Annotated in this window: 20 protein-coding genes, 1 tRNA gene and 1 other RNA gene; 8 read left to right on the forward strand and 14 right to left on the reverse strand. The window is 72.9% G+C overall.

Annotated features, from left to right (window positions below):
• Nucleotides 1-100 precede the first annotated feature (100 nt).
• The 8 genes from OO48_RS27780 to ffs all read right to left on the reverse strand — a co-directional run bounded on the left by OO48_RS27780 (nucleotide 101) and on the right by ffs (nucleotide 7,967).
• Complete coding sequence (locus OO48_RS27780) at nucleotides 101-1,201, reverse strand: hypothetical protein (RefSeq protein WP_051732940.1); 1,101 nt, start codon at nucleotides 1,199-1,201, stop codon at nucleotides 101-103.
• Nucleotides 1,194-1,721: a SigE family RNA polymerase sigma factor gene (locus OO48_RS27785; protein WP_051732944.1), complete on the reverse strand. Its 528-nt coding sequence runs from the start codon at nucleotides 1,719-1,721 to the stop codon at nucleotides 1,194-1,196. Before OO48_RS27785 ends, OO48_RS27780 begins: the two co-directional genes overlap by 8 nt.
• Nucleotides 1,722-2,001: 280 nt before the next feature.
• The gene (locus tag OO48_RS27790; RefSeq protein ID WP_033221135.1) at nucleotides 2,002-3,285 is read right to left on the reverse strand and encodes an aspartate kinase; all 1,284 of its coding nucleotides are present in this window, start codon (nucleotides 3,283-3,285) and stop codon (nucleotides 2,002-2,004) included.
• A 322-nt stretch (nucleotides 3,286-3,607) separates the two neighbouring features.
• Nucleotides 3,608-4,270 (reverse strand): DUF5063 domain-containing protein, encoded by a 663-nt coding sequence (locus tag OO48_RS27795; RefSeq protein WP_033221136.1) that lies wholly within the window; start codon nucleotides 4,268-4,270, stop codon nucleotides 3,608-3,610.
• Complete coding sequence (gene recR / locus OO48_RS27800) at nucleotides 4,263-4,862, reverse strand: recombination mediator RecR (protein WP_033221137.1); 600 nt, start codon at nucleotides 4,860-4,862, stop codon at nucleotides 4,263-4,265. Before recR ends, OO48_RS27795 begins: the two co-directional genes overlap by 8 nt.
• Before the next feature lie 237 nt (nucleotides 4,863-5,099).
• Nucleotides 5,100-5,417, reverse strand: a complete 318-nt coding sequence (locus OO48_RS27805; protein WP_033221138.1) for a YbaB/EbfC family nucleoid-associated protein — start codon at nucleotides 5,415-5,417, stop codon at nucleotides 5,100-5,102.
• Nucleotides 5,418-5,636: 219 nt separating this feature from the next.
• Nucleotides 5,637-7,805, reverse strand: coding sequence for a DNA polymerase III subunit gamma and tau (locus OO48_RS27810; protein WP_033221140.1), 2,169 nt, complete (start codon nucleotides 7,803-7,805; stop codon nucleotides 5,637-5,639).
• Between the two features lie 65 nt (nucleotides 7,806-7,870).
• An RNA gene (ffs, locus tag OO48_RS35785) (signal recognition particle sRNA small type) lies at nucleotides 7,871-7,967 on the reverse strand.
• Nucleotides 7,968-8,095: 128 nt separating this feature from the next.
• Between ffs and OO48_RS27815 the strand changes: the two genes are divergently transcribed.
• Nucleotides 8,096-8,180: transfer RNA gene (locus OO48_RS27815), tRNA-Ser, on the forward strand.
• 141 nt (nucleotides 8,181-8,321) lie between these two features.
• Here the strand turns inward: OO48_RS27815 and OO48_RS27820 are convergent.
• Nucleotides 8,322-9,614, reverse strand: a complete 1,293-nt coding sequence (locus OO48_RS27820; RefSeq protein WP_033221172.1) for a TerD family protein — start codon at nucleotides 9,612-9,614, stop codon at nucleotides 8,322-8,324.
• 477 nt (nucleotides 9,615-10,091) lie between these two features.
• Between OO48_RS27820 and OO48_RS27825 the strand changes: the two genes are divergently transcribed.
• Nucleotides 10,092-10,553 carry a hypothetical protein gene (locus tag OO48_RS27825; protein ID WP_033221142.1) on the forward strand — a complete coding sequence of 154 codons (462 nt, stop codon included), beginning with the start codon at nucleotides 10,092-10,094 and terminating at the stop codon, nucleotides 10,551-10,553.
• Nucleotides 10,554-11,465: 912 nt separating this feature from the next.
• Here OO48_RS27825 and OO48_RS27830 read toward each other — a convergent pair.
• Nucleotides 11,466-12,608 carry a serine hydrolase domain-containing protein gene (locus OO48_RS27830; RefSeq protein WP_033221144.1) on the reverse strand — a complete coding sequence of 381 codons (1,143 nt, stop codon included), beginning with the start codon at nucleotides 12,606-12,608 and terminating at the stop codon, nucleotides 11,466-11,468.
• 72 nt (nucleotides 12,609-12,680) lie between these two features.
• On the reverse strand, nucleotides 12,681-13,898 hold the full coding sequence (locus OO48_RS27835) for a serine hydrolase domain-containing protein (protein WP_245194829.1): 1,218 nt from the start codon (nucleotides 13,896-13,898) through the stop codon (nucleotides 12,681-12,683).
• Nucleotides 13,899-14,038: 140 nt separating this feature from the next.
• On the opposite strand from OO48_RS27835, the gene OO48_RS27840 reads away from it, so the two are divergent.
• Together OO48_RS27840 and OO48_RS27845 are read left to right on the forward strand one after the other, a co-directional pair.
• The gene (locus OO48_RS27840) at nucleotides 14,039-15,274 is read left to right on the forward strand and encodes a sensor histidine kinase (protein WP_033221174.1); all 1,236 of its coding nucleotides are present in this window, start codon (nucleotides 14,039-14,041) and stop codon (nucleotides 15,272-15,274) included.
• Nucleotides 15,271-15,978 (forward strand): response regulator transcription factor, encoded by a 708-nt coding sequence (locus OO48_RS27845; RefSeq protein WP_033221148.1) that lies wholly within the window; start codon nucleotides 15,271-15,273, stop codon nucleotides 15,976-15,978. The genes OO48_RS27840 and OO48_RS27845 overlap by 4 nt, the downstream gene beginning before the upstream one ends.
• A 202-nt stretch (nucleotides 15,979-16,180) precedes the next feature.
• Here the strand turns inward: OO48_RS27845 and OO48_RS27850 are convergent, their stop codons facing one another.
• Nucleotides 16,181-16,693 carry a PadR family transcriptional regulator gene (locus tag OO48_RS27850; RefSeq protein ID WP_033221150.1) on the reverse strand — a complete coding sequence of 171 codons (513 nt, stop codon included), beginning with the start codon at nucleotides 16,691-16,693 and terminating at the stop codon, nucleotides 16,181-16,183.
• A gap of 91 nt (nucleotides 16,694-16,784) precedes the next feature.
• Between OO48_RS27850 and OO48_RS27855 the strand changes: the two genes are divergently transcribed.
• A complete protein-coding gene (locus OO48_RS27855) occupies nucleotides 16,785-17,339 on the forward strand; it encodes a hypothetical protein (RefSeq protein ID WP_033221152.1) in 555 nt (184 codons plus the stop codon).
• Between the two features lie 364 nt (nucleotides 17,340-17,703).
• Here the strand turns inward: OO48_RS27855 and OO48_RS27860 are convergent, their stop codons facing one another.
• Nucleotides 17,704-18,480 (reverse strand): sporulation protein, encoded by a 777-nt coding sequence (locus tag OO48_RS27860; protein ID WP_033221154.1) that lies wholly within the window; start codon nucleotides 18,478-18,480, stop codon nucleotides 17,704-17,706.
• Between the two features lie 126 nt (nucleotides 18,481-18,606).
• Here OO48_RS27860 and OO48_RS27865 point away from each other — a divergent pair, with 126 nt between their 5' ends.
• Nucleotides 18,607-19,389: a sporulation protein gene (locus tag OO48_RS27865; protein WP_033221156.1), complete on the forward strand. Its 783-nt coding sequence runs from the start codon at nucleotides 18,607-18,609 to the stop codon at nucleotides 19,387-19,389.
• A gap of 174 nt (nucleotides 19,390-19,563) precedes the next feature.
• A complete protein-coding gene (locus OO48_RS27870) occupies nucleotides 19,564-20,154 on the forward strand; it encodes a DUF5994 family protein (protein WP_157845553.1) in 591 nt (196 codons plus the stop codon).
• Between the two features lie 162 nt (nucleotides 20,155-20,316).
• Here the strand turns inward: OO48_RS27870 and OO48_RS27875 are convergent, their stop codons facing one another.
• Nucleotides 20,317-21,306, reverse strand: coding sequence for a helix-turn-helix transcriptional regulator (locus tag OO48_RS27875; protein ID WP_033221158.1), 990 nt, complete (start codon nucleotides 21,304-21,306; stop codon nucleotides 20,317-20,319).
• Nucleotides 21,307-21,408: 102 nt separating this feature from the next.
• Between OO48_RS27875 and OO48_RS27880 the strand changes: the two genes are divergently transcribed.
• The coding region (locus tag OO48_RS27880; protein ID WP_051732946.1) for an IS481 family transposase at nucleotides 21,409-22,339 on the forward strand (931 nt) is incomplete at its 3' end.

Below are 22,339 nucleotides of genomic sequence, written 5' to 3' on the forward strand. Positions count from 1 at the left end.
CTGACCCGCTGACCTGACCCGTCGTCGGCCTGGCCCGTCGTCGACCTGGCCCGTCGTCGACCCGGCCCAGGCTGCCCGGCTCCGGGGACCCGGCGGGGCGTCAGGGCGTGGCGCTCGGCGAGGCCTGGACGGGCCGGGTCTGGTCGAGCTCCGGGCCGGTCCAGTAGACGGCGCCACCGCAGCCCACCGGCAGCGTGGTGCCGACCGGCGCTCCCGCGGCGCCCTGGTCGGGCGCGTAGCCGAGGGCGAAGACCTCGGCCGTCGGACTTCCGGCGCCCGCCCCGGAACTCGGCTCCGCGGTCGGGGTCGGATCGGCCTCGACGGAAGCCGGCGTCGGCCCCGGCGCGGCGTCGGCGGGGCCCATCGCGGCGGCGCTGTCCCCCGCGCTGGGCTGCTGCGACCCGCCCGCGCCGGTGGGCGACTCGGAGGCGGTCGGGCAGCGGGCCGGCACCCAGGCGAACCGCACCAGGTAGGAGCCGCCCGGGCCGAGCAGCACCTCGGCGGGCAGCGCCGCCGGGTCGGGCAGCGAGCCGGCCGGGTCGCCGGCGGTGTGCGCGAGCAGTTGGACGCCGGTCGCGCCGGCCCCCAGGGCGAGCCTGCCGGGGCCGGTCACCCGACAGGCCCGGCCGGCGGTGTTGGTCAGCCTGAACCAGCCGTACACCTCGCCGTCGGCCGGGTCGGCGGTGGCCTGCTCGGCGGCGGCCCGGCCGAGGTCGGTGCGGGAGCACACCGGGGCGGCGACGAGCGGGGCGCCCGGCGTGCCGGTCGCGGACGGGCTCGCGGACGCCTCCGGGCTGGGCGCCGCCGACCCGGCGGACGGTGTCCCGGCGTAGGTGTGCGGGTGCCCGGTGCGGCCGCCGGGGGTCTTCACCTGGCTGGCGCCCTGGCTGGGCGCGGCCTGCCCGCCGGTCGGGTCGCCGGACAGGTCGAACGGCCCGGTGGCGTTCACCACCGGCAGCGCGGCGATGGCGGCGGCCAGCACCACGGCCCCGCCCAGGGCCCGTCGGCGGACGGCGCGTCGGCGCGGCACGGCGGCGCGCAGCCGGGGCAGCGCGCCGGGCTCGGGTTCGACGGCGGCGACGGCACGGTGCAGCCGGGCGCGCAGCAGTTCCTCGGTCAGCGGGCCGGGCGGTCCCTCGTCGAGGTGCCCCGCGCCGCCCGACGGTCCCTCGCCGGGGCGGTCGGTCCGGCCCTCAGTCATCGCCGCTCTCCATCCGCACCCGCAGGGCGGCGATCCCGCGCGACCCGTACGCCTTCACCGAGCCGACGGAAATGCCGAGCACCTCGGCGACCTGGGCCTCCGTCAGGTCGGCGTAGTAGCGCAGCACCAGCACCTCCCGCTGACGGCGTTGCAACCCCCGTAGCGCGGCCTTGAGTTCGTCGCGCTCCAGCGCATCGTAAGCCCCCTCTTCTGCACTGGCCATGTCAGGCATGGGCTTGGGCAGCAGACGGAGACCCAGCAGGCGGCGCCGCAGCGTGGACCGGGACAGGTTGACCACGGTCTGCCGTAGGTAGGCGAGCGTCTTCTCGGGGTCGCGGACCCGGCGCCGGGCGGCGTGCACCCGGACGAACGCTTCCTGCACGACGTCCTCGCAGGAGGACAGGTCGTCCAGCAGGAGAGCGGCGAGCCGCAACAGGGAACGGTAGTGGGCCCGGTAGGCGTCGGTGAGCTGGTCCACGCTGGCCCCGGTCGCGTCCGCTGCCGCCGCAGCAAAGCCCATCCGACTACCGGCCCGCCGGGCCGCCCCGGGCAGGGCGGCCGCCACCGCCGCCCCCGTCACGTCCGTCACGATGGTTGGACACACGATCCCCTGTCCTGGTTGCCCCGGCCGGGGGCGTTGTTGCGCGGGAAGGAGGAATCCCCCTCCCGAGCGCACTGGCTCCGAAGGGGGATTCTGGCAGACCCGGCGGACGGGCCGGGTCCGCTTCACCCCTCCCGCACACAACCGTTGCGGTGTGGGTATCCGGGGCGGGCCCGCTCACCGGCCCCGACCCGGCGGCTCAGCGGCCGGTGCCGCCGTAGACGACCGCCTCGTCGCTCTCGCTGTCCAGCCCGAAGGCGGTGTGCACGGCGCGGACCGCCTCCGGCACGTCCTCCGCGCGGGTGACCACCGAGATCCGGATCTCCGAGGTGGAGATCAGCTCGATGTTCACGCCCGCCTCGGAGAGCGCCTCGAAGAAGGTCGCGGTGACACCCGGGTTGGAGCGCATGCCGGCACCGACCAGCGAGATCTTGCCGATCGCGTCGTCGAAGCGCAGCGACTCGAAGCCGATGCCCTCCTTGACCCGGTTCAGCGCGTCCAGCGCCTTCTGGCCCTCGTTGGTGGGCAGCGTGAAGGAGATGTCGGTCAGGCCGGTGGCCGCGGCCGACACGTTCTGCACGACCATGTCGATGTTGACCTCGGCATCCGCGATCGCGCGGAAGATCCGGGCCGCCTCGCCCGGCTTGTCGGGCACGCCGACGACGGTGACCTTGGCCTCCGACGTGTCGTGGGCGACTCCGGAGATGATGGCCTGCTCCATCTCGCCCCCTTCGGGCTTCTTGTTCGGGTTGGTGCCACTGACGATCGTCCCCGGCAGACCGGAGAACGACGATCGTACGTGAATCGGGATGTTGTAGCGCCGCGCGTACTCCACGCAGCGGTCGAGCAGCACCTTCGAGCCGGAGGAGGCCAGCTCCAGCATGTCCTCGAAGGCGATCCAGTCGATCTTGCGGGCCTTCTTGACCACCCGCGGGTCGGCGGTGAACACGCCGTCCACGTCGGTGTAGATCTCGCAGACCTCGGCGCCCAGCGCGGCCGCCAGCGCCACCGCGGTGGTGTCCGAACCGCCGCGGCCCAGCGTGGTGATGTCCTTGGAGACCTGGGACACGCCCTGGAAACCGGCCACGATCGCGATGTTGCCCTCGTCCAGGGCCGCCCGGATCCGGCCCGGCGTCACATCGATGATGCGCGCCTTGTTGTGGGTCGAGTCGGTGATCACACCGGCCTGGCTGCCGGTGAACGACTGGGCGTCGAAGCCCAGCGTCCGGATCGCCATGGCCAGCAGCGCCATCGAGATGCGCTCTCCGGCGGTCAGCAGCATGTCGAACTCGCGACCGGACGGAATAGGGGTCACCTGTTCCGCCAGCTCGATGAGTTCGTCCGTGGTGTCACCCATCGCGGAGACCACGACGACGACCTCGTGGCCGGCCTTCTTGGTGTCCACGATGCGGCGGGCGACGCGCTTGATGCCTTCGGCATCCGCGACGGATGAGCCGCCGTACTTCTGCACGACAAGGCCCACGGGGGCTCCTCGACTCGGGGTGGTAGGTCGCGACCAGTCTAACGAGCAGGGGTTCTCCGCCCGACCCGTTCCACATGGCGAGATGCGGATATCGGACTCTGGTCACCGCCGACCGGCAGGTCTGCGGGCCCCGGCCGTCCGCCCCGAAGAATCGCCGCCCGAGCACCGCCGGGCTCCCGGAATCTTCGCCTCCGGGAGGCCGGTGACTGTTGCGTCACACCCGCGCGGTTCCGGCCGCCCCACGACGCTTTCCGGCCACGGGCCGGGCTGTGGTTGCAATTGCGGTCGCGGTCAGAGAGCGGAGCGGTCCGCGGGCCGGCCCCTACAGGCCGAGCTCGGCCGCCATCAGGTCGCCCGCCTGCTGCTCCAACTGCTCGTCCGTCAGCCCGTCGTCGTCGGTGTCCGCCCCGTCCGGCACCGCGCCCAGCGGCGAGTCCAGCCGCACGTGCGCGATCAGCGACTGCAGCGCGCGCAGCACCGCCGTGCAGGTCGAGCCCCAGTTGGACAGGTACGAGAACTGCCACCACCACAGCGCCTCCGAGATCCGGCCCTCGCGGTAGTGCGTCAGCCCGTGGTTGAGCTCGCTGACCACCCCCGCCAGGTCGTCCGAGATCCGGAAAGCGCTCGGCTTCTCCGGCGGACCGTACGGGTCGAACACCTCGTGGTAGACGTCGATCGGCGCCAGCAGCTCGGCGAGCCGCTCGCGCAGCTCCACCCCGTCCGGCTCCGGCCCGGTGTCCGGCTCGAAGCGGTCCTCCGGCAGTACGTCCTCGATCGCGCCCAGCCGGCCGCCCGCCAGCAGCAGCTGCGAGACCTCCAGCAGCAGCAGCGAGATCGCGCTGCCCGGCTCGTCGCCCTTGGCCACCTCGGTGACGGCCAGCACGAAGCTCCCCACCGAGTCGGCGATCTGCACCGCGAAGTCGTCCGGGGCGCCGGTGTGGCCCAGCGGGCCCGGCAGTTCAGTGGTGTCGGTTCGGTCAGACATCGAGCAGTCGTCTCCCTTCGAACGCCCGGCCGAGGGTGACCTCGTCGGCGTACTCCAAGTCCCCGCCGACGGGCAGCCCGCTCGCCAGCCGGGTGACCTTGAGGCCCATCGGCTTGCAGAGCCGGGCCAGGTAGGTCGCGGTCGCCTCCCCCTCCAGGTTGGGGTCGGTGGCCAGGATCAGCTCGGTGACCGTGCCGTCCGCGAGCCGGGTCATCAGCTCGCGGATCCGCAGGTCGTCCGGACCGACCCCCTCGATCGGGCTGATCGCCCCGCCCAGCACGTGGTAGCGGCCGCGGAACTCGCGCGTCCGCTCGATCGCCACCACGTCCTTGGGCTCCTCCACCACGCAGATGACCGCGAGGTCGCGGCGGGGGTCCAGGCAGACCCGGCACTGCTCGGACTCCGCGACGTTGCCGCAGACCGCGCAGAACCGGACCTTCTCCTTCACCTGCTGCAGTGCGTGCGCCAGCCGGCGCACGTCCACCGGATCGGACTGCAGGATGTGGAAGGCGATCCGCTGGGCGCTCTTCGGACCGACTCCGGGCAGCCTGCCCAGTTCGTCGATCAAGTCCTGCACCACGCCTTCGTACACCTGCCACGCCTTCCTTCGGCCGGAGTCCGCTCCGGTGCCGTACCGGAGTCCGCTCCGGTGCCATCATCCAACGAATCGGGCGTCGGACACACCGCCCGACGCCCTACCGGCCCATAAAACACACAACCCGTTACCCGGGGTTCCGCGCTCCGCACGGGGCGTGCACACCGTCGTACCGCTCGGCGCGGGCCGGTGGGCCGGTGCGGGCCGGGCGGGCCGAGGCGGGCCGGGGGTGGGTCAGAACGGGAGGCCGGGGATGCCGGCGCCACCGCCCAGGCCCTGGGTCAGCGGGCCCATCCGCTCGGCCTGCAGCTTCTGGGCCGCCGCGTTGGCGTCCCGCACCGCGGCCAGCACCAGGTCCGCCAGGGTCTCGGTGTCCTCCGGGTCGACCGCCGCCGGGGCGATGGTCAGCGCGACCAGCTCGCCCGAGCCCGTCACCGTCGCCTCCACCAGGCCGCCGCCCGCGGAACCGGACACCTTCGTCTCGGCCAGCTCCTTCTGGGCCCGGCCAAGCTCCTCCTGCATCTTCTGCGCCTGCTTCAACAGCTGCTGCATGTTCGGCTGGCCACCAGGGAACACGGGTCTCTCCTCGCTCCTTCGACACTCCACGACACTCCGGGCACCGGCCCGCCCGGCCGAAACCGCCCGCACCGGCACCCCGCCCCCGAGCCTACGCGGCCGCCCGTCAGCCCCGTGTCAGCTGCGGGAGCCGCACCCGTCAGCCGGGAGCGGTCAGCCATCAGCGGGGGAACCCGTCCGGGCCGGCCCGGCGGCTCAGCCCGGACGGTGGTGGATCTCCTCCAGCACCGTCGCACCCAGCTCGCGGACGATCAGCTCCTGGGCGGAGAAGACGTCCTCGTTCAAGTCCGGGTCGTCCTCCTCCGGGACGTCGTCCTCCGGCGCCACCGCGGGCGGGGCCTGCGGAGGCTGCTGCGGCTGTTGCGGCTGTTGCTGCGGCCGCACCGGAGCGGGCGCGGGCACCGGGGCGGGCGCCTGCTGCACGGGGGCCGGGGCGGGCACCGGGGCCGGCTGCGGCTGCACGGGCGGCGCGGCGGGGCGGGGGGCCTGCGGGGCTCCCCAGCCGCCGGCCGCGGGGGCGGACGGCGGCGCGGACTGCGCCGACGGCGGGTGCGTCGCGCCCGACGGGTCGACGATGCACTCCACCCGCCAGTCCACGCCCAGCGCGTCCGCCAGCGCCTGTCGCAGCACCTCGTCGCTGTGGCTGCCGACGAAGCTGTCCCGGGCGCCCGCGTTCACGAACGACACCTGCAGCGTGCTGCCGTCGAACCCGGCCACCTGGCCGTTCTGGCTCAGCAGGATCCAGGTGAACCGGCGGCGGTTCTTCACCGCCTCCAGGATCTGCGGCCACATCTGCCGGATCTGCCCCGCGCCCTGCTGCGCCGCCGCCGAGGGCTGCGCGCCGACGGAGGGCTGGACGACGGGGGGCTGGACGACGGGCGCGGGGGCGGGTGCAGGGACGGGCGGCGTCGGGGCCTGGGCCGGGGCTTCCGGAGCGGCCGCGGCCGGGGGCTGCTGGCCGCCGGGCGGGAAGCTGCGCGGGATCGGCCAGGCGCCCGGAGTCGAACCGGTCGGGGCGGCGGGCGCCGACTGCGCGGAGGGCTGAGCAGGCGCGGGCGCGGGGGCGGGCGCGGGGGCCGGCGGTGCGGCCTGCGTCTCCGGTACGGCCGGGGCCGGGGCCTGGACCTGCGGCTGGACCTGGGCCTGGGCCGCTTGCTGCGGCGGTGCCACGGGCTGGAACGCGACCGGTGCGGCGAAACCGCCCGCCGTCGCCCGCCGCTCCAGCTTGTCCAGCCGGGCCTGCACCGACAGCTCGTCCCCGTACGCGCCGGGCAGCATCACCCGGGCGCAGATCAGCTCCAACTGCAGCCGGGGCGCGGCGTTCCCGCGCATCTCGGTCAGACCGGTGTTCACCAAGTCCGCCGCGCGGCTCAGCTCGGCCGGGCCGAAGCGGTCGGCCTGCGCCTGCATCACCGCGATCCGGTCGGCCGGGGCGTCGATCAGGCCCTTCTCCCCCGCGTCCGGCACGGTGGCCAGGATCACCAGGTCGCGCAGCCGCTCCAGCAGGTCCGTCACGAACCGGCGCGGGTCGTGCCCGCCCTCGACCACCCGGTCGATCACCTGGAACACCGTCGCGCCGTCCTGCGCGGCGAAGGCGTCCACCACCTCGTCCAGCAGGGCCGCGTCGGTGTACCCCAGCAGCGCCGTCGCCATCTGGTACGTCACGCCGGCCTCGCCGGCACCCGCCAGCAGCTGGTCCATCACCGACATCGAGTCACGCACCGACCCGGCGCCGGACCGCACCACCAGCGGGAACACCGTGTCCTCGACCTGGATGCCCTCCCGGCCGCAGACCTGCGCCAGGTAGTCGCGCAGCGTGCCGGGCGGCACCAGCCGGAACGGGTAGTGGTGCGTGCGGGACCTGATCGTCCCGATCACCTTCTCCGGCTCGGTGGTTGCGAAGATGAACTTCAGGTGCTCCGGCGGCTCCTCGACCACCTTCAGCAGCGCGTTGAAGCCGGCCGAGGTCACCATGTGCGCCTCGTCCAGGATGAAGATCTTGTACCGGCTGTGCACCGGCGCGAAGAAGGCCCGCTCGCGCAGCTCGCGCGCGTCGTCCACACCACCGTGCGAGGCGGCGTCGATCTCGATCACGTCGATCGAGCCGGGGCCGCCGGTCGCCAAGTCCTGGCAGGACTGGCACTCACCGCACGGATCCGGGGTCGGCCCCCGCTCGCAGTTCAGGCAGCGGGCGAGGATGCGGGCGCTCGTCGTCTTCCCGCACCCGCGCGGCCCGCTGAACAGGTACGCGTGGTTGACCCGGTTGTTGCGCAGGGCCTGCTGGAGCGGGGAGGTCACGTGCTCCTGCCCGATGACCTCCGCGAAGGTCTCGGGGCGGTAGCGGCGGTACAGGGCTAGGGACACACCCCCGAAGATATCGGGACCAACCGACAAACGCGGCCGCCCACCCACCGAGGCCCCCCACGAAACGCAAGGACCCCTCGTGCACCCGCCAGAGCTCTCCTACCCTTGCTGCCTTCCGGCCCTGGGGGGGTTCAGCGAGATGGCGCCACACGAGGGGCTGCCCCAAGAGTAGCGGATCCCGGGCCCCACTCCCCCCACCCACCCCAATCTCCGATCCCCAGGCCACCCCCACCGCCCACCTGCGAGAGCGTGGTCGCAACCACCCCTCGACATGTACTAAGCTCTCCCACGGAGGATTCGCCTAGAGGCCTAGGGCGCACGCTTGGAAAGCGTGTTGGGGGCAACCCCTCACGAGTTCGAATCTCGTATCCTCCGCCTGATCGAAGGCCCGGACCGCAACTGCGGTCCGGGCCTTCGGCGTTCACAGGCTTGCTCCTTGAGGCGCCGACCGTGGAGGGGCAGGACCGCCGGGTCATGCCCCTCCGTCTGTGCGACGGCGACGGGACCGCTCACAGTTCACTTGGTCTTGAACTCGACCGGCCCGGAGCTCATCCGGAAGTTGCCGTTGGAGTACAGCATGGGGCGGGCCTCCTGGTGATTCCCGCTGTACTTCTCCACGTGACGAATCTCGACACCGTCGGGGACGGTGAAGTCGATGAGGGCGATGGCGACCCAGTAGGACAGGTTCCGGTTGTTGTACAGCGGGGCGGTGACGGTGGATCCGCGCCCGTCAGTGACAACGGCACGGGCCCCGTAGGACCTGAAGGAGCCGGTGCCGTTCTCGACCGCGCTATAGGCGCAGATGAGGACGTAGCCCTGGAGGTCGGGCCTACGAATGGCGATGGTCTCCCGCCCGGGGTTGCGAGCGTCGCCGTCGAGAGCGATGTACGGGGGTTCGGCCGAAGAGCCGAGTTGCCGGTAGTAAACGACCCGCTCGGACCTGGTCGGTCGCGGGCCCTTGGGAGTGACGGCGTCGCGGGGAACGTAGAGGGCGTACAGGTCCAGGTCCGCGCCGGCTCGGCGCCGAGCCTTACTGCCGCCGTCCCACTCCAGGCTGGCGGTGACGACGAGGTGCGGATCGTCCTTGCGCATGTCGATCTTGGCATGGCCCCCCTTGGCGAGAGTGACCTTGCCGAGGGGCTTGGAGGGACGGAGAAGGGCGGACGCGTCCGGCCTTGAGGTAGACAGGACGTGTCCGGACGCCTGCGACGGACCGATGGGAGGCGTCGAGTCGGCTGGGAGGCGTGGCGGGGACGCACTCCCCTCCGCCGCTGACAGCGGCACGGGCTCCGTCGAAGGGGCGGCCGTAGGTCCGGGCTCGTCCACCATGATGCCGAAATCAGCTGCCAGACCGGCCAGCCCGCTGGACCACCCCTGCCCGACCGCTCGAACTTTCCACGCACCCTCGCGTCGGTAGAGTTCGACGAGAACCGCGACGGTCTCTCCGCTGTTCATCGGCGGCGGAGCGAATACGAAACGCGAGGAACCGCACTCGACGCCGGCGCTCGGTGTGTTCTCCGCGTCGAAGCGTCCCCGGGGGCAGTCGGCGTCGACACTGACCACCACCGCGACACGTTCCACCGAGGAGGGGACACGGTCGAGGTCCGCCATGACAGTGGTGCCAGCCGCGGTGACGCCGTCTTGGAACGGGTGGTTGTAGAACACCAGGTCGTGGTCGCTGCGGACCTTGCCATCGAGTCCGAGGAGGACTGCGGAAACATCGACGGGCAGACCGGAAGCGACGACGGTCACCCGGCAGTGGGGACCGGCCAGGAGCGCGTTCGCCCCTTTGGAAAGCGCGATGGTCATGTGGGCCTCCTGTGAAGATCCGTCCATGGTGGCGGCAACGGCTTGGTCCCGCAGGAGAAATGCCGAGACTCCGACGGCGCACGCGCCGCGTTGAACGGGGCCAGGACGGAGGCTCGAGAAGAGTTGGACGCGCATGAGGAGCGCTCCTCACGAGTTCGGCTCTCGCTTCCTCCGCCTCGCTCGAAGCCCCGGTCCACTCAACGGCCCGGGCCTCCGTCGTTTCCGCAGGCCGATCCTCGAACAGCAGGCGAAGCTCCCGCCAAGCCCTCACCCACGCCAGCAGCGGCCCACAGCGTGCAGGCGTCCCGTCCAACGGCAGTACTCCATGACTCTGAGATCCACCGAGCATCCTGATCCACACCCCTGCCCTCTGTGGCAACAGCAACGAAGCCTGCACACCAAAAACGCCATTCACCCGAACGCATGATCGATCCAGGGGGATTGACTTCGGAACGTATTCCGAAGTAGCGTGGCCGCATGTCCACTCTCACCGTGTCGTTCTCCGACCTGTCGAAGAACTCGAAGCGCGTCGCGGACACCGTCGAGCAGGCGCAGCGCGTCCACGTCACCCGTCGTGATGGCGAGGACCTGTACCTCACCACCGAACGTCACGACCGTCAGCGCGAGGAGACCGCGGATGTCACCGCGCGCCTGTTCGCAGCCCTGATCACCAGCGACGAGGGTGTGCGCGCGGTCCTCCTCGCCCTTCCCGAGGTCTTCCCCTGGACCCGGCACCTGTCGGCCGAGGAGGTGCGCGAGTTCGTCGTCGACCTCGTGAACGCCACCCGCGATGTGGTGGAGTTGGACGTCCACGCCAACCTGCACCGTGTGATCGTCGAGTGGCGGGCAACCGCGAGGATCCTGGCGGACCCCGAACTGAGCGCCCGGCTCACCGAACCGCTCCCCGGCGATGACCACGGCGAGGTGCCCGCCCCATGAGCCCCAAGCGCGGAGACGACGTCCCACCGCCACCGGTCGGCGACGAGTGGCGACTGCGCCTCGCCACCAACGAAGCAGCCAAGGGATGGGGCGACCTCTGCACGGAGGCGCCGGGGAACACTCGGCGCTGCTTCGAGGCCCTCCGCACCAATCCCCTGTCCGCGGGTGACCCCGGTCGGCAGCACCGGCTCCGAGGCCGCCTCGCCACCCGCGCCCTCGGAGGGGACGAGCTACCGCAGTGGGAGTACGAGGTGACCACCGGCGGGCGCGTGCGCTACCTCGTCGACGAGCCGGGCCGGACCGTCCACCTCGTCCACGCCTCGCCCCGGCATCCCAAAGACACGGACAGCTGGCCGGCAGCGGAGCGGATCGATCCGGCTCCGGGCGATAGGCGGCGTGGTCTCAGTTCTGGTCTCATTCACCCCCGTCCAATCAGGTTCAGCCGCCGCCAGCTGTGCGCTCCGCCGCAGGTCAGGACGGGGGCGAACCCCCAGCGGACGGTGCTGAGGAGAATGGGAAAGCGCGTCGGGGGCAACCCCTCACGAGTTCGAATCCCGTGTCCTCCGCCTCCGCCCGACGGGGCGGGCGGGGCCGACCACCGATTCCTCGGACTTCTCGGACCCGTCGCGGCTCGCGCGCGGGCGCGTGCGGGCGCGTGCGGAGTTGTGGGCACGACGGCCAGGGCGGCGAAGAGCCGCGGTCAGTGCGAGCGGCCACGGCATCGGCGGTCCGCTCGGTCGGTCATCACGGGGGCCCGTCGTGAGGTGAGCGGCCGGGCGGCCCTCCGGGACCGCCCGGCCGGCGTCGTGGGCGGTGACGGTGTGGTGGCCGTGCACGCGCCCGAGACCGACGGGCCCGGCGTCGTGTCGGGCCCGTCGGTCGTTCTGCTCCACGGAACGTCCTCGGCGAGGTTCAGCGGCACAGGGCGGTGTCCACGGCGCGTTCGAGGTTCCTCCGGTCCGCCTCGTCGGTGAGCTGCACGGTGACCGCGACGTTGGCGGCGCGGCCGTCGTCGGTGACGCCGCCCCGGGTCTCGTACCCCGGGAAGCTGCCGCCGTGGCCCCAGGAGAGACCGCCGCACGGCAGCGGCCGGCTGACGAGTCCGAGTCCGTAGCGGGCGCCGGGGCCGAACGTCGCTTCGGCGGGGACGGTGGAGCGCATCTGGGTGAGCTGGGCCGGGGGCAGGAGGCGGCCGGCCAGGAGTGCGCCGAGGAAGCGGTTGAGGTCGGAGCCGGTGGAGACCATCTGGCCTGCCGCCCAGCCCCAGGAGGGGTCGATCTCCGTGACGTCGCGAAGCGGCGCGTCCGCCGATTCCCGGTAGTAGCCGTGGGGGTGGGGTTCCCGGATGCTCGCGTCACCGGGGGCGGGGAAATAGGTGTGGCGCAACCCGGCGGGTCGGACGACGCGCCGGTCGATCTCCTCGGCCAGGGGGCGGCCGGTGACCTCCTGGACGAGTAGGCCGGCGAGCACGTAGTTGGTGTTGCTGTACTTCCAACTCGTCCCGGGGGCGAAGTCGGCCGGGTGCCGGAGGGCTGTGGCGAGTAGTTCGCGGGGGGCGTAGTACCGGACGTCGTCCCCGAGGTAGTCGCTGTAGTCGGGGAGTCCGCTGGTCTGCTGGAGGAGCCGGCGGACGGTGATGCGGCGCCCGTCGATCCCCTCCCCGCGGACGAGGCCGGGCAGGTAGGTGTCGACGGAGGCGTCCAGGTCCACCCTCCGCTCCGCGACGAGCTGGAGGACGACGACCGCGACGAAGGTCTTGGTGTTGCTGCCGATCCGCACCTGCCCGTCGACGGGCACCGGTGCGCCGGTGGCCAGGTCCCCGACTCCTGCGGTGTAGGTGCGGGTGCGGCCGTTCCGGTCCCGGACGCTCGCCAGCGCGGCGGGCGTCCCGACGTCGCGCACCAGCGCGTCCAGGCTCCGCTGGACGGAATCCGGCCTGGCGGCGGCGGCCTGGGGCGCCGACAGGAATCCCGGCGTCACGACGCCGATGGCCAGCGCGGCTGCGGCCGACAGGGCCCGTCGCCGCCGAAGTCCTTGCCGTGTCCGTTCACGCATGAGTCAACTCCCGGTGAATCGCTGGATCTTCGTTCGGACCGCCCGGGCCGGGCCGGGGCGGGGCGGCGTGCCTCAGCCGCACAGGGCCCTGTCCACGGCGTCCTTCACGTGCTGCGCGGCCGCCTCGTCCGTCGGGATGGTGGTGACCGCGACGTTGGCGGCGCGGCCGTCGTCGGTGACACCGCCCCGGGTCTCGTACCCCACGATGTCGCCGCCGTGGCCCCAGTAGACGCCGCCGCAGGACAGCGGCCTGCTCGTGAGCCCCAGCCCGTAGCGGAGGCCCGAGGTCCCGGCGGGGACGGTGGTGCGCATCTCGGCGAGCTGGGCCGCCGGGAGGAGGCGTCCGGCGAGGAGCGCGGTGAAGAAGCTGTTGAGGTCGGAGTTGGTGGAGATCAACTGACCTGCGGCCCAGCCTGCGGAGGGGTCCAGCTCCGTGAAGTCGCGCAGCGGTCCGTCCACCGGGTTGCGGTGGTAGCCCTGGGGGTGCGGCTCTCGGACGGTCGTCTCGCCGGGGGCGGGGAAGTAGGTGTGGCGCAGCCCGACGCGCTCGATGATGCGCCGGTCCATCTCCTCGGCGAGGGGGCGGCCGGTGACCTTCTGGACGATCAGTCCGGCCAGGACGTAGTTGGTGTTGCTGTAGCCCCACTTCTCCCCCGGAGCCGCGTCGGCCTCGTACCGGAGGGCGATGTCGAGCAGCTCGCGGGGCTCGAAGTACCGGTTCCTGATCTCGTCGTCGTCGAGGTGGATGCCGTAGTCGGGGAGTCCGCTGGTGTGCTGGAGGAGCTGGCGGACGGTGATGCGGCGCCCGTCGATCCCCTCCCCGCGGACGAGGCCGGGCAGGTAGGTGTCGACGGTGGCGTCGAGGCCGATCTTCCCTTCGCCGACCAGTTGCAGGACCACGACCGCCGTGAACGCCTTGGTGTTGCTGCCGATCCGCACCTGGCCGTCCCCGGGCACCTTCGCGCCGGTGGTCAGGTCGCCGACTCCTGCGGTGTAGGTGCGGGTGCGGCCGTTCCGGTCCCGGACGCTCGCCAGGGCGGCGGGCATCCCGTCGTCGCGCACCAGCGCGTCCAGGGCCTGCTGGACGGCGTCCGGCCTGGCGGCGGAGGCGGCGGAACCGGAGGCGGCGGAGGCGGCGGAACCGGAGGCGGCGGAGGCGGCGGGCGGGGCGAGGGCGCCCAGCGCCATGACGCCGACGGCCACCGCGGCGGCGGCCGTCACGGCTCGTCGCCGCCCGCCGCCCCGCTGCCGGGTCGAGGAACGAAGGCCCTGCCGGGTCTGAGTGCGCATCGGTCAACTCCTGGGGAATCGTTCGGTCTGGGCACGATCCTGGTTTCCGGGGCCCCGTGGCCGCATCGCGGGAAGGCGGGAGAAATCGCTCCCCCGATCGGGGGAGGCTGCCGGTGGGCCGCCCGGCGATACTGGCGGCCATGATCAGGGGAATCCGGCCGCTGCTGCGCGGCTCCACGTATTCGGGTGTGCTGTTCGCCTACTGCGGAGCGCTGGCGAGCCTTCCGCTGCTGCCCCTCGCCCTGTTGCCGGCGCTGTCGTGGCGGTCCGCTCCCGAGAGCGTGCAGGTCGTCCTGGTCCTGCTGGTCTGGGCGGTGCTGGTCGGCGCGGTCGGACTGGCGCGTCCCGTACGGCGGGCACTGGTCGTGTCCGCCCGCCGGTTGCTGCGGGTGCCGCTGCCGAATCCGGTGGCCGGTCGCCGTCCCTCCGGTTCACTCGGCCTCGACCGCTGGCGGACCCCGATCTGGCTGGTGCTGCACGTGGCCGTCGGGTGGACGGGGGCGCTGGCGAGCGGGGTGCTGTTCATCATGGGCCTCTCCCTGCCCGGGCATTGGCTCGGCGGCGAGGCGCGGGCGAGTCTGTTCGGCACGTCGGTCCGGGTGACGGGCGGGTGGAGCTGGGTGGTGGCGGCCGTGTGCGTCCTGCTGGCGGTGACCGTCTGCGTACTGGTGGCGAAGGCCCTCCGGTGGTCGGCGCCACGGCTGTTGGGCCCGTCGGCGGCCGAACGGCTCGCGCTGGCTGCCGAGCGGGAGCTGCTGCTGGCCGAACGCAACCGGATCGCTCACGAGTTGCACGACTCGATCGGGCACACGCTGACGGCGGCCACCGTCCAGGCGGCGGTGGCGGGCGAGTTGCTCTCCGCCGACCCGGCGGCGGCGCGGGCTGCCCTGCGCAGCATCGAGGAGTCGGCCCGGGCCGCGCTGGAGGACCTGGACTACGTGCTCGGAGTGCTGCGCGAGGAACGGTCGGGGACGGCGCCGACCCGGACCCTGACCGACCTCCCCGAGCTGCTGGACCGTCTGCGGCACGCGGGGGCGGTGGTGGAACCGGCCCTGTCGGGCGAGCTGGCGCAGGTGCAGGGGACGCTCTCCCGGGCGGCGTACCGGATCCTCCAGGAGGGGCTGACGAACGCGCTGCGCCACGGGACAGGCGGCCCGATCGAGGTCCGGGTGGTGGCCGCGCCGGACGGACTGGACCTCACCGTGGTCAACCGGACCGGGGCACGGACGGGCCCGGGTGCCTTCCCGACCTCCGGCCGCGGTCTGCCCGGACTGGACGAGCGCGTCCGGCTGCTGCACGGCGAGTTCCAGGCCGGCCCGGACGGGACGCAGCACTGGCGGCTGGCCGTCCGGCTGCCGGTACGGGTCTCGGCGTGAGTGGACCCGACGCGGGCGGAGGCCCGGCCCTCCCCGCCGTCGCCGGTCCCGCCCTCACCCTCCTGATCGCGGACGACGACGAGGTGACCCGCAGCGGCCTGCGCGTGCTGCTCGCCGCACAGCCGGGGATCACGGTGGTCGGGGAGGCCGCCGACGGCGTCGAGGCGGTCGAACGGGCGCGGACCCTGCGGCCGGACGTGGTCTTGATGGACGTCCGGATGCCGCGTCGCAACGGCATCGAGGCCACCCGCCAACTGTTGGCCGAAGCGGCCGACCCGCCGAAGGTCGTGATGATCACCACCTTCGAGAACGACGGCTACGTCACCGCCGCCCTCAGCGCGGGTGCCAGCGGCTTCGTCCTCAAGCGCCTCCCGGTCCGCCGGATCGCCGAGGCGGTCCGGGTGGTGGCGGCGGGCGAAGCGGTCCTCTTTCCGGCCGCGCTGGGCCGCATGGTCACCGCCCGCCCGCTGGGCTCCGCCGAGGCCCTGCCGCGGGCCGCCCTGACCGGCCGGGAGGAGGAGGTGCTGCGCCTGATGGCCACCGGGCTCTCCAATCCGGAGATCGCGGAGTCCCTCACGGTGAGCCTGGAGACGGTCAAGACCCACGTCGGGAACGTGCTGACCAAGCTCAGCGCGCAGAACCGGACCCACGCCGTGGTGATCGCGTACGAGTCCGGCCTGGTGGTCCCGGGCTTCGCCGACTGACCGTTCCGGACGGCGCCCGGCGTGTCGGGGGCAGCCCCTCACGAGGTCGAATCCCGGGTCCTCCGCACCCGCCCGCCAGGGCGGATGAAGGCCCCCTCCCGCCGTTGCGGGAGCCGGCCAAGGGGCCGACGGGGGAGCCGACGGGCCGCCGGCTCCGGTCCGGGAAGCGACCACCCGAACGAGGGCGGGGCTGCGAGCAGCACTACGGGAGCCGGCCGACCGCCCACTCGGCCCACTCGCGGCGCATCGCGTTGAACCGCAGGCCGTACTCCAGGGCGATCCTGCCGTAGACGGACAGCCGGTCACCGCCCCAGTCGATGGCGTCGTCGAGCCCGCGCAGCTGCTCGCCGGCCTGCTCGGACATCTCGATCAGTCCGACGAGATAGTCGCGCGCCTGCTCGGGGGTGAGCACGCCGAGGAAGAACACCCGTAGCAGGACGTCGCTGCGGGTGTTCCGCTGCGGCTTCGTCTCGGTCAGCCAGTGCTGCAGCTCGCCCAGACCCGCGTGGGTGAGGGTGTACTCCTTCCGGCCGCGCGGGCCCTCCGCCGTGACGCTGATCAGTCCGGCGTCGGCGAGCTTGGACAGCTCGGTGTAGATCTGGCTCTGCGTGGCCGGCCAGACGTCGGCCAACGCGGTGTCGAAGCTCTTGAGCAGGTCGTATCCGCTGGCCGGGCGCTCGGACAGCAGTCCGAGCAGGGCGTGTCGAAGGCTCATGCGGCCATCCTACATTCCAGTATTGACATGTCGATAGCGCAATATGTAAGTTCAGACCTGTCAGAAGTGGAATGTAGAGGGGGACTTCCGAATGTCGTACGTGCGCACCTTCCTTCCGTGGATCGTCTTCGCGGTGCTTCCGTCCGGGCAGTGGCAGTGGGCAGCACTGGCCGCCCTGGTGGTGGCGGTGGGGCTGGTCGTCCAGCAGCGCACGGCCGGGGTGGGCTTCGACGCGCTGATCATCGAGCTGGGCTCGGCGGCCTTCTTCGCGGTCCTGGCGGCGATCGCCTTCGCCGACCCGGACTCGGGCGTGCACGAGTACTCGGCGGCCCTGTCCTCGGCCGTGCTGGCGCTCGTCGCCGGCGTCTCCCTGCTCATCGGCAAGCCGTTCACCCTGGGCATCGCCAAGCGCAGCACGCCCCGCGAGGTCTGGGGGCTCAAGCCGTTCGTCCGGACCAACGTCGTCATCACCGCCGTGTGGACCGCGGCCTTCGCCGTGACGGCCGCCGCACTCGCGGTCATCGCTCGCGCCGGCAACGCCCACTCGACGCCCGCCGCGATCGTCCAGGTCGCCGGCTTCGCCCTCCCGATGCTGTTCACCGTCCGCTACGTCGCCGCCGTCCAGGCCAAGGCCGGGCTCCGGTGACCGCACGACCCCGCGGCGAGGACTGAACCGGGCACGCGTCCGGCTTCCGGAGCGTGGAAGGTGGCGCCGGCAGTGCGCGCGACTGGAAGACCGCGTCACTACAGGTCAGGGCGTCTGTCGGATCTCGGTCCGGGTTCCGGGACTCGTGGCCCTCGCGGCGGCGGCGCGGGGCTGGTGCGAATGCCCGGGCGGCGGTGCCGACGGTGAGCAGGAGGGCGGCGGCCGCGGCCCATCGGCCCGGGTCCGTTCCGGTGTCGGGCCCGGTGCCGGTGTCGTTGACGTTGGTGTGGACGCCGTCGGCGAAGTGCGCGGCACGGTCCTCCGACTGGAATGGAATCGCCCGCTCCCGGCGGGATCCGGTGGCCTACTGCCGGTCCAGCAGGCGCAGTTCTTCCAGGGCGGTGCTCACCCGGGCGACCAGGTCGGCGTGGGCGACCTCGTGGTGGGCGACGGCCAGGGTGACGGTCGGCGGCCTGGTCTCCCACTTGTACTTGCCCGGTGCGACCCGGCGCAGGTACACGAAGGTGCCGACCTGGTTGGTGACGAAGGACAGTTCGAGGCGCGGGAGGCCCCGGCCGTTCCCCGCGGGGGCGGTGAGGAACAGCGACTGGTGGCCCTGGTGGTACTGCTCGGAGTCCGGGATGCGCTCGTCGATCACCCGGGCCGAGCGCTCCACGTAGCCGAGCTCGGCGAAGGCCGCGACGGTGGCGCCCACCGCCGCGGTCGGCGGGATCCGCAGGGGGATCCGGTGGCGGATGCCGCCCTCGCGGGGCGGGTCGGTGCGCAGCGAGGCCCGCACGGCGACCTCGAAGTCGAAGGCGCGGCCGTCGTACTCGGTGAACGGGCACTCCCAGGACAGCTGTCGCCGGAACCCCGCCTGCCGCTCCTCGCCGGGTGCCAGCGTGAAGGAGCTGATGTCGGTGACGAACCCGTGGATCGTCATCTCGAAGCGCTTGCCCCGGTGGCTGTGGGCGTCGGCGACCAGCTGCACCTTCAGGTCGTCCACGACCAGGCCCTGGCGGCCGGCTCGGACCAGCACCCGTCCGGCGATCCACCGGTCGGTCAGTTCCGAGTCGTCCAGCAGCAGTTCGACCTCGGGCGGTTCGAGCTGCTCCGCCCCGGGCTCCGTCCGCTCGGCCACCGGCAGCCCCCTCCTCGGTGCGGTCAGGGGGCGAGCATAGCCGGACGGCACGTTCCCGCCTCCGACGGGTCTCCGCGGCCCGTCCGGCGCTAGGCTTTGCCCGAACTTTGCCGGGGGAGGCGGACGATGGGGCTGCGGAAGCTGTTCGGGGCCGACGACGGGGACGACCGGGGGCCGCGGATCGACACCGTGCTCGCCACCGTCCTCCCGCAGCCGGGGCAGCGGGTCGACGGCGAGGTGCTGTTCCGGGCCGGCTGGCGGAAACTGCGGATCCACGACCTGAACCTGGACGTGGTGAGCAGGGCGCGCGAGTGGGACGGCAGCACGGTCGACTGCCAGGAGGCCGCGCTCCGTCCCGAGCTCGTGTGGTTCGACGTGGAACGGCGCACCGACCGGCGGGTGGGTTTCCGCGGCCGACTGCCGTGGGGGTGCCCCGTCACCGAGCTCACCGGCCGGTCGACCGGCGTCGACCTGGCGCTGGTCACCACGCTCGGCTACGGCTCGGACGACGTCCGGGACCTCGACTTCCTGCACGTGGCGGCGCTCCCGCTGCACGAGGCGGTCATGGACGCGCTCCTGGCGGAGGGCTACCGCTTCACCGGCTCCGAGCTGCTGAACACGCCCGTGCCGGGCATCGAGCACCGCGACCCGCAGACCCAGGTCTTCCACCTGGAGGACCCGGCCGGCGACCCGGCCGGGTTCCCCGCGCTGGAGGTCGTCTTCGTCACCAACGCGGTGGGCGCGACGGTGTTCGTGCGCCGGGCGGCCCGCCACCTGTACTGGTGGAAGGACCGGCCGCCGGCGGTGTCGTTCCCCGTCGCCCACCACGAGGCCGGCCCGGTCGACCTCGGCCCGCGGCTGCGCGACGCGCTGGGGGCGCTCGCCGTGCTGGACCGCTCACCGCGCTGACCGGGCCCCGCTCCGGCCGCAGCGATCCGGCCGGGCCCGGTCGAGCAGGGCAGGGAGTAGCCTGGAGACCACCGAAGGCACTTCGCATGCCGGCACCGGACACTGGCGTCGTCTCCGGCGAACGGTGACGCCGGACCCGACCTCTCGGCCGGGCCCGGGGACAGGTCCTTGATCATGACTGTGATCGACGGCGCGACGCTCGCCACTCCCGGACCCGCCCTGCGGTTCCGCCTGGCCCCGTCCGCTTCGCGAGTCGGACCCCTGGACGGGGCCTGGTGGCCCCGCTCGCACGACCTTCCCTTCGAACTCCCCGCCCTGGCCGCCGAGCTGGACGCGCAGTGGGGCCGGGTCGCCAGGGTCACCGTGAACCCCGCCCAGTGGTCGGCCGTGCCCCGACGGATCCCGGTCGCGGGCCACACCGTCCACGTGGGCTGGTTCACCGCCGTGCAGGACCGGCACACGATCTCGGTCCGCTCGCACCTCCCCCACCGGCTGTCCCTGCTGGTCGTCCCGCCGCGGACGGAAGCCGCCGCCGCCGCCCGGCTGATGGCCGAGGCCGTCGATCCCGCGAACACCAGGACCGCGAGCGAACTGCTCGCCGACGAGCCGTCCGTGGGGACGCCCGACCGGCGCGGGATCGTCTGGCCGGTACGCGACCCCTCGGTCTCGGCCTGGGGCTCCGCCCGGTGGGGCGGGCCGTCGTGCTCGCCCGGGCCCTCCGACCCGGACCCTCGCCCGACCGGCCTCGACGCCGACCGGCGGTGACGCCGCCGTCCGGTCCTCGTCCCTTCCACCCGTACCGGTGGTCCACCGCTCCCCCGCGACGGGCGGGTTCGAATCGTCCGGCGCGTCCCGAACCCGGGTGACGCACCCGTCGTGGACCGCTGGATCCGGCCCCTGCCGGGCGGGCGGGGCCACCGGGCGCAGTCACCGGCGATGGGCCCGGGGCGCGTAACGGCGGGCGAGTTCGCGGGCGGTCGCCGCGAGGCGGGCCCGCAGTTCGGGGGGTTCGAGGACCTCCACGTCGGTGCCCAGCTTCAGGAACTCGCCGTGGGCGTGGTCGATCGACTCGATCGGCACGGCCGCCCTGGTCCAGCCGTCCGCCTCCACCACCCCGCCGTCCGCGACCGCCCGGCCGACCGCGTGGCCCAGTTGCCCGCGGACCCGGGCGACACCGCGCGGCGACAACCGCACCACCGCCTCCGCGGTGTGCAGCCGCGCGTGGAAGTCGGCGAGGCGGTGCCGCCAGTGGGCGGCCAGGTCGAAGCCGGACGGTAGCTCGAACTGCTCCTCCAGGGGCCGCAGTTCGAGGATCTGGTCGACCCGGTACGTACGCGCGGTGGTGCCGTCCGCAGCGGCGACCAGGTACCAGCGGCCGGCCTTGAGGACCAGTCCGTACGGTTCCAGCCGTCGCTCGACCTCGGTGGGCGCCTTCCACCGCCGGTAGCGGACCCACACCGCGCGCCGGCCCCGGACCGCGGCGGCGACGGCCGTCAGGTGCGGCGTCTCGTCGGCGTTCCCGTACCAGCCGGGTGCGTCGAGGTGAAAACACTCCTGGATCCGTCCCGCCTGCTCCCGCAGCGCGGCCGGGAGCGCGGCCCGCAGCTTGAGCTGGGCGGCGGCCAGCACCTCGCCGAGGCCCAGCTCGGCCGCCGGGCCGGGCAGCCCGACCAGGAAGACGGCCTGCGCCTCGTCGGCCGTGAGCCCCGTGAGCCGGGTGCGGTACCCGTCGAGCAGCCGGTAGCCGCCGCCGTGCCCGGCGTCTCCGTACAGCGGGATGCCGGCCGTGGCGAGGGCCTCGACGTCCCGGTAGACCGTCCGGACCGAGACCTCCAGCTCGTCGGCGAGCTGGCGGGCCGTCATCCGCCCCCGGTTCTGCAGGAGCAGGAGCAGCGAGATCAGTCGACCGGCGCGCATGGCCGCCAGTATCCACCGACAGGAGGTGGCAGTGGACCGGCTCTAGCTGTTCTGACCATGGAGGTTGGTGACGGGGTTCACGGTGTGGTGATCTTGAAATGAGTGAGGGCCTTCTGGCTCGGTGTGGATTGCGACATCTGCACCGGCGAGAACGGCTGGCCACTGCGCCGGGCCGCCGAGCGCTTCCAGGTCTCACCCACCACCGCCAAACGCTGGGCCGACCGCTACCGCGCGCTCGGCGACGCCGGCATGAGCGACCGCTCCAGCCGGCCGCACCGCAGCCCGAACCGGACCCCGACCCGCACCGAGCGGCGGATCATCAAGGTCCGCGTCCTGCGCCGCTGGGGCCCGGCCCGCATCGCCTACCTGCTGAAGCTCAACCCCGCCACCGTGCACCGGGTCCTGACCCGCTACCGCCTCGCCCGCCTGGCCCACCTCGACCGCGCCACCGGACGGCCGATACGACGCTACGAACACTGCGCACCAGGGGAGTTGGTCCACGTCGACGTCAAGAAGCTCGGTAACATCCCCGACGGGGGCGGCCATAGAGCCCTGGGCCGTCAAGCCGGTCGCAGAACACGTTCCGGCGTCGGCTACAGCTACCTGCACAACGCCGTCGACGACCACTCCCGCCTGGCCTACAGCGAGATCCTCGCGGATGAGCGCAAAGAGACCGCCGCCGCGTTCTGGACCCGGGCGAACGAGTTCTTCGCCCGGGCCGGGATCACCGTCCGACGGGTCATGACCGACAACGGCGCCTGCTACAAGTCCCACCCCTGGCGCGACGCCCTCGCGGCTGGCGGGATCGCGCACAAGCGCACCCGCCCCTACCGGCCGCAGAGCAACGGCAAGGTCGAACGCTTCAACCGCACCCTGCTCGACGAGTGGGCCTACGCCAAGCCCTACCGCACCGAACAAGAACGCCGAGACGCCTACCCCGCCTGGCTCCACACCTACAATCACCACCGCGGACACACCGCACTCGCAGGCCAACCACCCGCCAGCCGCGTCCCCAACCTCGCAGGACAGAACA

Source organism: Kitasatospora phosalacinea, assembly GCF_000716545.1.
Taxonomy (GTDB): domain Bacteria; phylum Actinomycetota; class Actinomycetes; order Streptomycetales; family Streptomycetaceae; genus Kitasatospora; species Kitasatospora phosalacinea.

Excerpts from the sequence above, each read along its gene's own strand:
- OO48_RS27780 (WP_051732940.1), bottom strand. The coding sequence starts at position 1,201 with ATGACTGAGGGCCGGACCGACCGCCCCGGCGAGGGACCGTCGGGCGGC.
- OO48_RS27785 (WP_051732944.1), bottom strand. The coding sequence starts at position 1,721 with ATGGGCTTTGCTGCGGCGGCAGCGGACGCGACCGGGGCCAGCGTGGAC.
- OO48_RS27795 (WP_033221136.1), bottom strand. The coding sequence starts at position 4,270 with ATGTCTGACCGAACCGACACCACTGAACTGCCGGGCCCGCTGGGCCAC.
- OO48_RS27805 (WP_033221138.1), bottom strand. The coding sequence starts at position 5,417 with ATGCAGCAGCTGTTGAAGCAGGCGCAGAAGATGCAGGAGGAGCTTGGC.
- OO48_RS27820 (WP_033221172.1), bottom strand. The coding sequence starts at position 9,614 with ATGACCATCGCGCTTTCCAAAGGGGCGAACGCGCTCCTGGCCGGTCCC.
- OO48_RS27825 (WP_033221142.1), top strand. The coding sequence starts at position 10,092 with ATGTCCACTCTCACCGTGTCGTTCTCCGACCTGTCGAAGAACTCGAAG.
- OO48_RS27830 (WP_033221144.1), bottom strand. The coding sequence starts at position 12,608 with ATGCGTGAACGGACACGGCAAGGACTTCGGCGGCGACGGGCCCTGTCG.
- OO48_RS27835 (WP_245194829.1), bottom strand. The coding sequence starts at position 13,898 with ATGCGCACTCAGACCCGGCAGGGCCTTCGTTCCTCGACCCGGCAGCGG.
- OO48_RS27840 (WP_033221174.1), top strand. The coding sequence starts at position 14,039 with ATGATCAGGGGAATCCGGCCGCTGCTGCGCGGCTCCACGTATTCGGGT.
- OO48_RS27850 (WP_033221150.1), bottom strand. The coding sequence starts at position 16,693 with ATGAGCCTTCGACACGCCCTGCTCGGACTGCTGTCCGAGCGCCCGGCC.
- OO48_RS27855 (WP_033221152.1), top strand. The coding sequence starts at position 16,785 with ATGTCGTACGTGCGCACCTTCCTTCCGTGGATCGTCTTCGCGGTGCTT.
- OO48_RS27865 (WP_033221156.1), top strand. The coding sequence starts at position 18,607 with ATGGGGCTGCGGAAGCTGTTCGGGGCCGACGACGGGGACGACCGGGGG.
- OO48_RS27870 (WP_157845553.1), top strand. The coding sequence starts at position 19,564 with ATGACTGTGATCGACGGCGCGACGCTCGCCACTCCCGGACCCGCCCTG.
- OO48_RS27875 (WP_033221158.1), bottom strand. The coding sequence starts at position 21,306 with ATGCGCGCCGGTCGACTGATCTCGCTGCTCCTGCTCCTGCAGAACCGG.